Genomic DNA, 13,081 nt, shown 5'->3' with positions numbered 1-13,081 from the left:
GATCAAACTCTCCAATAAAGTGTTTGACTTGCTCATTTCTTAACTGACGAGAATTTGTTCAATTCTCTTTATGCTCCATCATCCAACAAACCAAGGCTTGTACATGATGATTTCACAATGGATTTCACTAGTGAAATCCTTACTCACTCGTTGTTCAGTTTTCAAAGATCAATCATTTTTTGTTTGTCATCCGCATCTCAGCGGCGACTTTTATAATATATCATACTAGCTTGCTGTTGGTCAAGAAGTTTTTTTGATTATTTTTTCAATCAATTGTCTACCTGACCGATGAATCTCTATCACCCAGAATCAAACGGGCGAACATTAATGTATCATAGAATATAAGCTGGCGTCAACTACCTAATATCGTTATTTTTAATCCAACAAGAAGGGCCACGCCCGGCAAGCCCAGAACCATGACGGTTCCTATGGTCATCGGATTCAGAGGGATATACGTTTCGGCCGCCAATCCCGAGAAATTCACAACATAGATAGCCACTGCTGAGAGAGCAAGATGGGCACCGAATACGGTTAACCATCCTAGCCCGAGCTTTTTTCTAAACACAACATAGATAAGCAGTAAGAGCGATATGCAAAGCGTGCCCAGAACAATTAATTTCATAGTTACCCTCCTTTTATGTCATTACGAATTCTCTCATCTCTCGTTTAGCCGTTCTCCCTTTTTTGCTCGATATATTGCATCCTCGCTCCATCCAGATTGAGCTGCTTGGCCTGTTTGAGATTCATCTGGTATTTGCGCTCCGCTGCCTCCAGCATATAAATCGCATAATCAATCTGATCCTGCCCCGTAGCCTCTTGAAACATCAAGTGCGCCCGCTCCCACTCCATTTGGGACCTCTGGACATCCAGGAATACATTCCACATCCGTTCCTGATCCTCTGCCGTGATATATGTTTCCTCCTCTTGCTTCTTCGACTGCTTCCACCATATCTTCATCACGTTCACTCCCTATGAATATGAATGATACTGCCCTTAATAAGACCGTCTGTAACATTCATATCGAGAGAGGGACAAACTTAGAACCAAAAGAACTCTTCCACCCTCTACTTTTGCACGATGTAATAAATAAAAAAACGAGCCATCAGAATCTCTTCCGATGCTCGTTCTCGTATATATGCTTTCAAAACAGATGTTGCAGGAATCACAAAATATCAGTTCAGCTCTCTTCGGCCCTCAAGCGCCTTGGATAATGTCACTTCATCAGCATACTCCAAGTCACCGCCAACAGGCAGTCCATGGGCAATTCGGGTCACCTTAATGTCAAAAGGACGGACCAGGCGCGATATGTACATCGCCGTTGCCTCTCCTTCGATATTGGCATTCGTGGCCAGAATCAGCTCTTTCACTCTCTCATCGCTAAGACGCGTCAGCAGCTCCTTCAGACGGATTTCATCCGGTCCGATCCCTTCCATCGGAGATATGGCTCCATGGAGGACATGATAGTAGCCATCGAATTCCTTCGTACGCTCCATCGCCACAAGATCCTTGGCATCCTGTACAACGCAGATGGTCGAAGCATCCCGGGTCTTGTCCTGACATACCCGGCATGGATCCGTATCGGTGATGTTGCAGCAGACGGAGCAGTAATGCAGATTCCTTTTGACACTGACTAGCGCTTTGGCAAAATCAATAACGTCATCTTCCTTCATGTTCAGAACATGAAAAGCCAGGCGGGCGGCCGTCTTCGGCCCCACACCCGGCAGTCGCGTAAAGGCGTCGATGAGCTTCGCGATCGGTTCAGGATAGTACAAATGTAACTACTCCTTCTAGGTTAGATTAGAACAAGCCCGGAATTTTCATGCCGCCTGTAAATTTGCCCATATCAGCATTTGCGATTTCTTCAGCCTTGGCAAGTGCATCGTTAACCGCAGTCAGTACCAGATCTTGCAGCATTTCCACATCATCCGGGTCAACCGCCTCAGGCTTGATGTTGATGGACAAAATTTGTTTATGCCCATTCGCTTCCACGGTAACCACGCCACCGCCGGAAGTTCCTTCTACAGTTTTCGTAGCGAGCTCTTCCTGAGCCTTCAGCATTTGCTCCTGCATCTTTTTCACTTGCTTCATCATTTGGTTCATATTATTCATGATTCATCTCTCCTTATAATAGGGTGCACGTAGGGACGTGCTAGTCTTTTATGACAACGAGGTCTTCTCCAAACAACTGGATCGCCTCATCAATCCATGGTTTCTCCCCACCGGCCTCCGCTTCTTCATGCTCAAGCTTAAGCTCTTCTGCCTGAGGCTTGCCCACTCCTTCTACCGCGTCACTCCAGTCACGAAGCATCATGGTAACCAGATGATACGGCTTGCCAAGCGTAGACTCAAGAACCCCTTCAATCACCTGTTTGTTGGCAGGTTTCTCCGTGGTTTCGCGGTGGATGTTGTTTTTAAAAGCGACAAGAACCTTATCTTCCCATACGGACACAGGTTCTCCATCCATCAGCCAAGCGTGAACCGTTACCTTCTCCTCTTTTACATTCTGCAGAATTTGGGCCCACTGCCGATGAACAGAGGTATAATCCTCCCCGGTTCGGCAAGATATATACTGATCCATATGCTGCGGGATCTTGGCTGATGAAGCTGCTTTCGGTGCCGGTGTACGGGTAGACTTGGCCGGTTCACGTTGACCAGATGCAGGAACACCGTTTTGTATCAGTCGCTCCAGCTTTTTCTCAAGTGAGGCTACATGCTGCTTCAGCTGAGCGAGCTCCCCCGCATCGGCCGTATTCTGAGCTCTGTCCCCACCTGCTGATTGAGTTATACCGGAAAGCTTGAGCAATGCTACCTCAAACAGAGTCTGCGGCTGCGAGGCGTATTTCATCTCACTCTGATACCGGTTCAGCGTATCAATCATTTGAAATAGTTCGTCTCGGCTAAAGGCATTCGCCATCTCCTGAAACTCTGCCGGATTCAAAACCCGATCGGTCAGCTTGTCAGCGCTAGGAACCATCTTGATCATTAGCAAATCGCGGAAATAGTACAGGAGATTCTCCATGCATTTATCTGCACTTTTTCCCTCCTGCATGAATTGCTCCACGATCTGCAGCACAAGTCCGGCATCCCCCTGTTTCACGGCACTGGCCAGACGGCCAAACTGCTCCGAGGCAATACCGCCCGTCATGTCCATGACCTGCTGGTAAGATACCGTGCCTCCCGTGAAGGAAGCAATCTGATCCAGAATGCTCAGTGCATCCCGCATACCGCCATCCGATAGACGTGCGATATACTGCAGCGCTTCAGGCTCTGCCGTAATGCCTTCTTCTCCGCAAATCTGCTCCAGACGCCCGGTTTGTTCATCCAAGGAAACCCTCCGGAAGTCAAACCGTTGACAGCGTGAGATGATTGTTGCCGGAAGCCTGTGCGGCTCTGTTGTCGCTAGTATAAACATCACGTGTGCCGGCGGTTCCTCCAGCGTTTTCAATAAGGCATTGAACGCTTCCGTCGTCAGCATGTGTACTTCATCGATAATATAAACCTTACGCCGCACCTCGGTCGGTGCGTATTTGACTTTCTCCCGCAAATCACGGATTTCTTCGACACCGCGGTTGGATGCAGCATCGATCTCCTGAACATCCATGACGGCTCCGGACGTTATACGCCGGCAGGCCTCGCATTCATTGCAGGGTTCCTCAGCCGGACCATGCTCGCAGTTCACGGCTTTGGCCAAAATTTTAGCGGCACTGGTCTTGCCCGTACCCCGTGGACCGCTGAACAGGTAGGCATGGGAAACCCGCTGCTCGCGAATGGCATTCTGCAGGGTCTGGATAATATGCTGCTGGCCCACCATGTCGCCGAACGACTGTGGTCGCCAAGCACGATATAACGCGATATGTTCCACTGTGCTTTACCCTCTTTCAACTTCCACTTCACGAGATCGAGAAAACCTTAAGTTTGTACTAAACCCGATCCTCGCGTGCTTTACTGTTGCATTCATAGTCAATCCCAGCCGAAAAGGCGTGAGTTTAACGGTTATATTATACTACATTCTATACTACTTTCCCCTGCCTTAGCAAAACGTTTACTTGGAAAACTTTATCCAAAGTGCACATGAGGGGTCAGCTTGAATATATAGCCGTTTCGACAAAAAACACCCTTGCCAATATGGCAAAGGTGTTATGTGCAGATATGTATACCGTGCACCTGTTATTGATAATTGCGATCCGAGCGGCAATCCTGAGCAACAACTCGGGCTAGGCACCCCTCCGGCACAAAAGCGATCTTGCTTATGGCTGCTTCCTTCCGGACCTGACCAGGTTCACAAGTGCTCATTGCGGAGGACCCAACCGTCAACGTTGAGCGCAGGGACCAGCCTCACATCGACAATACCTCTAACAGGAATTCAACCTCGCTACAGCGGATTGCGAGTTACAGGGCACCGCTACCTCCCCGTCTAGCACGGCGAACTTTAGTATATCGCATGGCTATCAAAAAAGCAACCGACGGAAGAAGTTGCATACTCTACCAGCCCTGTAAACAGACAAAAACCCTTCGGCCACAAGGGCGAAGGGTTTGTTTATTAGATACCGTATTTCTTCTTGAATCTATCAACACGACCGCCAGCATCCAGGAATTTCTGTTTACCTGTGAAGAACGGATGACAGTTCGAGCAAATCTCTACACGAAGATCTGGTTTTACAGAACCTGTTTCAAACGTATTACCGCAAGCACAAGTAACTGTAGTAACGTGATATTTCGGTTGAATATCTTGTTTCATTGTAGCTTTCACCTCTTTCCGCCCTGAGCCTCATGCGGACCCAGAGTTATATGGACACATAAATGGAGTATATCACGAGCAAAATGAATGCGCAATAGCTCATACACAAATCATCAGACAAGTCCACAATTGGAATTTCAACCTGTTTTTAACACATCCGATATTCAGTACGGTTCTGTTAAATAATAGATGGTCTCTTCTTCGGTCTTGCCTGTCCTACAGGCGGCACATGCGTGTAGGAGCCAATCACCACATCTGGCAGCTCCTCTTGCATAATTTCAATAGCCTGCTTCATCCCCAGAATCTCGCCTTGTGCAGGCGGAATAAGCTCGAGATAGCTCTCAGGGTCAATGTTGAGATTGCGGAGCTGAATCAATTTAAGACCCGTGCGGCGGGCAAACTCAATCATGGCTTCCAGCTCTTCCTCGCGATCAGTTACGCCTGGGAAGATCAGATAGTTGATGGAGGTATATACACCTTGATCGGTTGCATAACGAAGAGATTTTTCCACATTGGCCAGCGTATAGCCCCTTGGCTTGTAGTATGCGTTATAATGATCATCCAATGCACTGATCGTGCTGACCCTCATCAGATCAAGACCCGCATCCACGATACCACGGATAAAATCAGTCAGTCCCGCATTGGTATTAATATTGATGTATCCCATATCCGTCTGTGCCCGAACTTCTCTCATGGCTTCTATAATGATCTTCGCCTGCGTGGAGGGTTCTCCCTCACAACCTTGGCCAAAGCTGATGATCGACTCCGGTGTCTTCAGATGCTCCAGCATGACCTGTACCAGCTCATCTACCCTCGGGCGGAAATTCATCCGGGTCTGAGGGGCGACAAAGCCACTGTCATCCGGCTGTTCCGAGATACACCCGAAACAGCCTGCATTACAGGAATAGGATACGGGAACCGCACCCTCCCAGCGATTCAGGAACGTGTTCGATGCCGTGAGGCATTCGTATCCCAATGCACAGTTAGACAGATGCTCATAGAGCCGGTTCTCCGGATATTTCTCCTTCAGAGACTTAACCCCGAGCTCAAGATCATTCAAATCGCAATTCATCGGATTCCACTTCTCAGGGTCATCGGACAAGCGGGCAGTTGTGTAGAATGCGCCATTCTTCCACACGACAGCCGAATAACCGAAGAGCGGCAGCTTATATTCCTTGTCTGACTTCACATAGCCTGGCAAGCACAACCGGGTATAACCTTGCGGCAAAAGCGCTCCGACAGCTGTATACCCATCTTCAAGAGGCATCATTTCACCGGTCTCAGGATCCATCCCGATGGCTCGGGTACTCGGAAGGCCGACCAGCGTAGCCCCATCTGGCAGAGGTATCAATTCATCATCCAATATTTCAACGATCATATCCCCACTGCGGGCAAGCCCGTACAGCTCAGAATGGTCGTAAACGTTCCCTTGTTCATCTGCATAAACCAAATACATGTTGATCTCCTATTCTCCGGTTGTTCAGGGCTTTACGTCTGAGGGGCCGTCGCAGCAGATGCGCGCGATGGGCGTCTGGCTGTCTGGCTCTGAGTCCCGGTTCCGCTCCCGTTATTGGCATTCACATCAAATGATGCCAAGAACTCCGCGTTATTCTTGCTGTCACGCATTTTTTTGAGGAATCCTTCCACAAAGTCAGCAGAGTCGTTCATATTTTTACGGATCGCCCAAATGGTATCCAATTCATCCTTGTTCAGCAGCACCTCTTCACGCCGAGTACCGGAGCGACGAATGTCGATTGCCGGGAAAATACGACGTTCCGCGAAGCGGCGGTCCAGATGCAGCTCCATATTGCCTGTTCCTTTAAATTCCTCATAAATGATATCATCCATCCGGGACCCGGTTTCAACCAAGGCTGTAGCCAGAATCGTCAAACTTCCGCCTTCCTCCACGTTACGCGCCGAACCGAAGAAACGTTTCGGACGATGGAATGCCGCAGGATCAATACCACCGCTCAGCGTTCTGCCGGACGGAGGAATGACCAGGTTGTACGCACGGGCAAGACGAGTGATGCTATCCAGCAAAATAACAACGTCTTTCTTATGCTCCACCAACCGCAAGGCACGGGACAATACCAGTTCCGCCACTTTAATATGGTTCTCCGGAAGCTCGTCAAAAGTAGAAGCAACCACCTCGCCCTTAACGGAACGCTGCATATCCGTTACTTCTTCAGGCCGTTCATCGATGAGTAAAACAAACAGTTCAATCTCTGGATTGTTGGTTGAGATGCTGTTGGCGATTTCTTTTAAGAGGAGCGTTTTCCCTGCTTTTGGCGGTGCTACGATCAAACCGCGTTGTCCTAAACCTACAGGTGCAAGCAGATCCATAATTCGGGTTGACAACTGATTAGGGGATGTTTCAAGAACAAGCTTTTCTTGCGGATATAGAGGAGTCAAGGCTGGGAAGTGCAATCGTTCCGCTGCGACGGCAGGATTCTCACCATTCACGGCGTTGACCTGCAGCAGCCCGAAGTAACGTTCGTTCTCTTTAGGTGTCCGGCATTTGCCCGAAACCAAATCTCCGGTCCTTAAATCAAATTTACGAATCTGGGAGGCCGAAATGTAGATGTCCTCCGTGCTCGGCAAATAGTTGATCGGTCTAAGAAAACCGTAACCTTCCGGCAAAATTTCGAGTACACCCTCCATGAACATCAAGCCGCTCTGTTCGGCCTGCGCCCGGAGAATGGCAAATATTAATTCTTTTTTCTTCAATTGGCCATAATAAGGTATCTGATACTTTTTGGCCAGCTTATACAGATCCGTCAGCTTCATGCCTTCCAAATCGGCTATTTGTAAATCCATTCAATAACCACCTATTCAATTATTTGTTTCTGTCACAGCAAGTCCCTGCTGCATGTAGTCTATTATTCTATGAGAGCTTTACTAGGAGCATTACCCAAATCAGAGGGAGATATGCAGTTTCAATCACATATTTCCCTCATTTTGGTAAAAAAATCATTCTTCCTCAGTCTCACGCCATACGTCGGCACCCAGCATACGCAGATTGGATACCAGATGGTCATAGCCGCGATCAATGAATTCTACGCCACTTACCTCCGTTACCCCTTCGGGTACGGTTAGTCCAGCAATAACAAGTGCCGCGCCTGCGCGCAGGTCGGTCGCTTTGACTTTGGCTGCGTTCAGCGGACCACCTTCTATAATAGCAGAGCGTCCCTCCACGCGGATTTTGGCACCCATGCGAACTAACTCCGGAACATGTTTAAATCGGTTGCTATATACAAAATCACTAAGGACACTGACGCCTTCGGCTTGGGTAAGCAGGCTGGTCATCGGTGATTGCAAATCCGTTGCAAATCCAGGATATATAAGCGCCTTGACGTCCACATGCTGGTATCGGTCCTTACCGATCACGCGAATGCTTTCGTCCAGCTCCTCAATACCAACACCCATCTCGATCAGCTTGGCCGTAAGAGCTTCAAGATGTTTCGGGATGACGTTGTCAATCAGAACTTCGCCGCGTGTAGCTGCGGCAGCAATCATATATGTACCGGCCTGAATCCGGTCTGGAATAATGGAATGTCGGCAGCCATGCATCTCAGTTACGCCTTCAATCCGGATCGTTTCCGTTCCGGCTCCCTTAATGACAGCCCCCATGGAATTCAAAAGTGTTGCAACATCTATAATTTCAGGCTCTTTCGCCGCATTTTCAATAATTGTGGAGCCTTTGGCCTTAGCAGCCGCCAGCATAATATTAATCGTTGCACCAACACTGCTCACATCCAGATAGATCTTGGCGCCCCGCAGCTCTTTGGCATGCAGATGAATCGAACCGTGTTCATTGGTGACGGTTGCGCCAAGCGCTTCAAAACCCTTGATGTGCTGATCGATGGGACGAGGTTCAAAATTACAGCCGCCCGGCAGGCCGATCACGGCTTCTTTAAATCTTCCAAGCATGGCGCCCATCATATAGTAGGACGCGCGCAGTTTCTTGACGGGTCCGTTAGGCATCGGAATAGATTTGATATCAGAAGGGTCAATTCTCATCTGATTGCCTTCCCATGAAACTTGCCCGCCCAATTCTTCCAAAATCTCAGCATAAACAGCCACATCGCTGAGAAGCGGCAAATTATCAAGTACGACTTCCGATTCCGCCAGGATTGCGGCGGGAATTAACGCAATAGCACTGTTTTTGGCACCACTGATTGTTACAGTACCTCGCAGTGGGCGTCCACCGCTGATCATCAATTTTTCCATAAGCTTTCGGGTCCCCCTACATCACTTCGCAGCCGGAAATGGTTCTGATGGCCGTCATACAAGAAAAACGTCTTATCGACGTTCCTAAAGGATGACAGACCGCATTTAGCGTTCTTTTTTGTTCTCGATTATCCGGTTGTGAAGCTCACAACCCGCTTGTACTTTTGATACTTAATAAATGAAATGGAAAAACACCGGCTATGCGGTGTGCTTTCCATTTCATTGTATACAGCATAAGACAGCCTAAATATCTTAGGTGATTCCAATCATCATGTTGTGGCCACTAGGACTACAAGCGACTTTATTAAGCTTGATTGTTGGAACCAAACTCACGGATTTTGCCAACCACGGTTTCCTTGATTGCCTCACGGCCTGGTTTCAGGAATGTGCGTGGATCGTAAGCTTCTGGTTTAGCAGCAAGCACTTCACGAACAACTTTAGAGAACGAGATTTGGTTCTCGGTGTTCACGTTGATTTTGGAAGTACCCAAGGAGATAGCTTTCTTGATGTCATGCGTTGGGATGCCTGTACCACCATGAAGCACCAACGGAAGTTTCACAGCATTGCGAATCTCTTCCATCTCTTTGAAACCAAGGTTTGGTTCGCCTTTGTAAGGACCATGAACAGAACCAAGCGCAGGTGCCAATGTGTCGATGCCTGTTTCGTTCACGATGCGAACGCAATCGTCAAGCTTCGCGTACATTACATCACCGATGACGTCATCTTCTTGTCCGCCGACCATGCCGACTTCAGCTTCAACGGAAACGCCTTTGGCATGAGCATACTCAACGACTTGTTTCGTTGTTGCAATATTCGTCTCAATCGGGCTGTGGGAATCATCGATCATAACCGAAGTGAATCCTGCATCGATTGCTTCTTTACATTTCTCAACACTTGAACCGTGGTCAAGGTGAATGGCAACAGGAACTGTAACTTTCAGGTCCTCCATCAAACCTTTTACCATGTGTACGACGGTGCTGAATCCACCCATATAACGAGCTGCGCCTTCGGAAACACCAAGAATTACCGGTGATTTCTCTTGCTCAGCCGCTTCAAGAATCGCATATGTCCACTCCAGGTTATTGATGTTGTATTGACCAACAGCATATTTACCTTCGAGTGCTTTGTTCAGCATGTCTGTCATTGATACTAATGGCATGGTTTCATCCTCCTATAGATGCTTAGTTTGTCTATGGTTTTTAGCCGATATAACACACGGACTTATTATACCACATCGCGTCATAAATACTAAACAAGCATTTCCTAAAATGCTGCGAAGGACCTCACATTCTGGCAAAAAAAAGAATTCCGCCCTTTGAGCAGAATTCATCATTCAACCGATATTATTGGCGGTCCCTTTCAGCTGCATATTGACGGCTTGCCGCATCTCATCAATATCAAAGGGTTTGGTAAAATGCATCAACGCACCAAGATCGGTTGCTTCCTTGATCATGTCAAGCTCTCCATAGGCAGTCATCATGATCACCTTAATGTCCGGATTCATCTGTTTAATATGCTTCAAAATCTCAAGCCCGTCCATTCCAGGAATTTTCATATCCAGCAGCACCAAATCCGGGGCATGCATCTTCACAATCTCAAGTGCAGCCTTGCCATTCGCCGCTTGAAACGTCTCATATCCTTCACTGCTGAACACTTCTACAAGCAAGATGCGGATACCATTCTGGTCATCCACAATCAGCACTTTGTGTTTGCTTTCTTTGCTCATCCCTTCAACCTCCCCGATACTTAAATCGTACAATGAGTATATGCAAACTCGAAAGTTCCTAACTTTCCCATAAACCGACCATTATTTGTATTCGCCTGTAGATGTCGAATTCCTTCCTGTCCTAAAATAAAGTAAGAAAAAAAAGATGTATGAATTGGTTGTATCCGAAAGCGACAGCTCCGAACATCCGATCTGAACGTTCAGCTTACCCTGTCCCCAATTATGACAACGGCTTTATACGCAAAAAAGAGCCTCTTCAAAAGAGGCTCTTCCCATTATGCCTGATGCTGGATCGAGGCTTTTACAAATTCACGGAACAGCGGCTGCGGACGGTTCGGACGGGAAGTGAATTCCGGATGGAATTGCACAGCAAGGAACCAAGGGTGTCCTGGCAGTTCTACAATTTCAACCAGACGTCCATCCGGAGAAGTACCGGATATACGCAGGCCAGCTTTTTCAATATCTTCGCGGTATTGGTTGTTGAACTCATACCGGTGGCGATGTCTTTCATAAACCAGCTCGTCCTGGTAGCAGGACTCTGCAAGCGATCCTGGAACCAGCTTACATGGATACAGACCCAGGCGCATCGTTCCGCCAAGATCCTCGATATCCTTCTGCTCCGGCAGTAGGTCGATGACTGGATATTCGGTAGCCGGATCAATTTCCGAGCTGTTCGCGCCGTTCAGGCCGACAATCGAACGGGCATATTCAATAACGGACACTTGCATCCCAAGACAAATACCGAAGAACGGAATATTGCGTTCGCGAGCATAGCGGATCGCGCTGATCTTGCCTTCGATACCCCGATCTCCAAATCCACCCGGTACAAGAATGCCGCCAATGCCACTCAACGCCTCTTCCACGTTGTCTGCCGTAATTTCTTCGGCATTCACCCAGCGGATCTTCACGTCGGCATTAGCATCAAAGCCTGCATGAGACAGGGATTCAACAACACTGAGGTAGGCATCGTGCAGTGCGACATACTTACCGACAATCGCAATCTCAACGGTCTTCTCCAGCTTGGATACACGCTCGACCAGATCCTCCCACTCGCTCATATCCGGTGCAGGGGTGGTCAATTTCAAATGATTGACAACAATTTCATCAAGGCCTTCTTCACGCAGATTCAGCGGTACCTCATACAGCGAGGAGGCATCGCGACATTCTACAACCGCGTTAGGGTCGATGTCGCAGAAGAGCGCGATTTTTGCTTTCATCTCGGTTGAAAGCTCATGCTCCGTACGGCACACGATAACATTCGGCTGAATGCCGATACTGCGGAGTTCTTTTACGCTGTGCTGGGTCGGCTTCGTTTTCACTTCACCGGCTGCCTTAATATATGGAATGAGGGTTACATGAATATACATCACGTTCTCACGGCCAACGTCGCTCTTAATCTGACGGATCGCCTCAAGGAAAGGAAGGCTTTCGATATCGCCAACCGTACCGCCGATTTCGGTAATAACCACATCCGAACCCGCTTCACGGCCTGCACGGAACACGCGCTCCTTGATTTCGTTCGTAATATGAGGGATCACCTGTACGGTACCACCCAAATATTCTCCCCGACGTTCCTTGCTGATAACAGAAGAGTATACTTTCCCTGTTGTCACATTGCTGTTCTTCGACAGGTTAATATCGATGAAGCGCTCATAGTGTCCCAGGTCCAGGTCGGTTTCCGCACCGTCGTCCGTAACGAATACTTCGCCATGCTGGTAGGGACTCATGGTGCCCGGATCTATATTAATGTACGGATCGAATTTCTGAATCGTTACCTTGAGCCCTCTGTTCTTAAGCAATCTACCGAGCGAAGCGGCGGTAATTCCCTTACCAAGAGATGACACGACCCCGCCTGTTACAAAAATATACTTTGTCACTGTTAAAAACCCTCCTATATAATCTCCATAACTTCAGGCGACATATGATGTTTATCCTAACCCGTTTTCCCCTGATTCATCAGAGGGACCAACAAAAAGCATCGCTCGCTTCCAAAAATGGTGAGCGAGCTGACCTCCGACCTATTACAAACCGCATATATTGACGCTTAAATGACCCTCATATCGAGCCGCTTAACCCGGCATACGTTATGAGGTATCCAGACCACGGTTCCCATACCTCATCTTAAACAACTTGGAATATTCACTGCAAGAAACCATGAAAGTCCAGTCCACACAGGAAGGATGCTCCCACAGCCCAAAGAAAAAATGTCTATCGACAAACTTCCAGAAGACAGACCGCTTTTGATAAGGTAGTTTCTCTAGCATTATTAGGTCCAGAAGCTAGCGTCATTTACACTTTCTACAGCCTTAAAAACAAAAAAAGTGACCCCGAAAAAATAACGGGGCACTTTTATATTAAACATATTTAATCCACAATCATAAGCCCAA

Annotated in this window: 12 protein-coding genes and 1 other RNA gene; all 13 read right to left on the bottom strand. The window is 48.0% G+C overall.

Translation table 11 applies throughout. The features are described 5' to 3' along the window. Positions 1 to 352: 352 nt before the first annotated feature. On the bottom strand, positions 353 to 622 hold the full coding sequence (locus tag ABEW73_RS15340) for a pro-sigmaK processing inhibitor BofA family protein (RefSeq protein ID WP_098741283.1): 270 nt from the start codon (positions 620 to 622) through the stop codon (positions 353 to 355). A gap of 44 nt (positions 623 to 666) precedes the next feature. Beyond that, positions 667 to 957: a hypothetical protein gene (locus tag ABEW73_RS15335; protein ID WP_430170146.1), complete on the bottom strand. Its 291-nt coding sequence runs from the start codon at positions 955 to 957 to the stop codon at positions 667 to 669. Positions 958 to 1,172: 215 nt separating this feature from the next. Further along, positions 1,173 to 1,772 carry a recombination mediator RecR gene (gene recR / locus ABEW73_RS15330; protein WP_071222338.1) on the bottom strand — a complete coding sequence of 200 codons (600 nt, stop codon included), beginning with the start codon at positions 1,770 to 1,772 and terminating at the stop codon, positions 1,173 to 1,175. A gap of 25 nt (positions 1,773 to 1,797) precedes the next feature. Next, positions 1,798 to 2,109: a YbaB/EbfC family nucleoid-associated protein gene (locus tag ABEW73_RS15325; protein ID WP_009595540.1), complete on the bottom strand. Its 312-nt coding sequence runs from the start codon at positions 2,107 to 2,109 to the stop codon at positions 1,798 to 1,800. A gap of 40 nt (positions 2,110 to 2,149) precedes the next feature. Then, on the bottom strand, positions 2,150 to 3,862 hold the full coding sequence (gene dnaX / locus ABEW73_RS15320) for a DNA polymerase III subunit gamma/tau (protein WP_430170144.1): 1,713 nt from the start codon (positions 3,860 to 3,862) through the stop codon (positions 2,150 to 2,152). Positions 3,863 to 4,156: 294 nt separating this feature from the next. Next, positions 4,157 to 4,423, bottom strand: an RNA gene (gene ffs / locus ABEW73_RS15315) — signal recognition particle sRNA large type. 117 nt (positions 4,424 to 4,540) lie between these two features. Further along, complete coding sequence (rpmE, locus tag ABEW73_RS15310; protein ID WP_006207505.1) at positions 4,541 to 4,738, bottom strand: 50S ribosomal protein L31; 198 nt, start codon at positions 4,736 to 4,738, stop codon at positions 4,541 to 4,543. Between the two features lie 178 nt (positions 4,739 to 4,916). Continuing rightward, entirely contained in the window at positions 4,917 to 6,194 is a 1,278-nt protein-coding gene (locus ABEW73_RS15305; protein ID WP_430170143.1) for a radical SAM protein, read from the bottom strand. A 32-nt stretch (positions 6,195 to 6,226) separates the two neighbouring features. Next, on the bottom strand, positions 6,227 to 7,555 hold the full coding sequence (gene rho / locus ABEW73_RS15300) for a transcription termination factor Rho (RefSeq protein WP_430170142.1): 1,329 nt from the start codon (positions 7,553 to 7,555) through the stop codon (positions 6,227 to 6,229). A 153-nt stretch (positions 7,556 to 7,708) separates the two neighbouring features. Next, complete coding sequence (locus ABEW73_RS15295) at positions 7,709 to 8,968, bottom strand: UDP-N-acetylglucosamine 1-carboxyvinyltransferase (protein WP_430170140.1); 1,260 nt, start codon at positions 8,966 to 8,968, stop codon at positions 7,709 to 7,711. 304 nt (positions 8,969 to 9,272) lie between these two features. Continuing rightward, positions 9,273 to 10,127 (bottom strand): class II fructose-1,6-bisphosphate aldolase, encoded by an 855-nt coding sequence (gene fba / locus ABEW73_RS15290; protein WP_076326392.1) that lies wholly within the window; start codon positions 10,125 to 10,127, stop codon positions 9,273 to 9,275. A gap of 174 nt (positions 10,128 to 10,301) precedes the next feature. Continuing rightward, positions 10,302 to 10,694 (bottom strand): response regulator, encoded by a 393-nt coding sequence (locus tag ABEW73_RS15285; protein WP_098741279.1) that lies wholly within the window; start codon positions 10,692 to 10,694, stop codon positions 10,302 to 10,304. Between the two features lie 275 nt (positions 10,695 to 10,969). Beyond that, positions 10,970 to 12,571, bottom strand: coding sequence for a CTP synthase (locus ABEW73_RS15280; RefSeq protein ID WP_071221150.1), 1,602 nt, complete (start codon positions 12,569 to 12,571; stop codon positions 10,970 to 10,972). Between the last annotated feature and the right edge of the window lie 510 nt (positions 12,572 to 13,081).

Origin of the sequence: Paenibacillus lautus (assembly GCF_050482385.1) — a bacterium.
Taxonomy (GTDB): domain Bacteria; phylum Bacillota; class Bacilli; order Paenibacillales; family Paenibacillaceae; genus Paenibacillus_AQ; species Paenibacillus_AQ lautus_B.
This window is presented reverse-complemented; position numbering and strand designations above follow the sequence as displayed.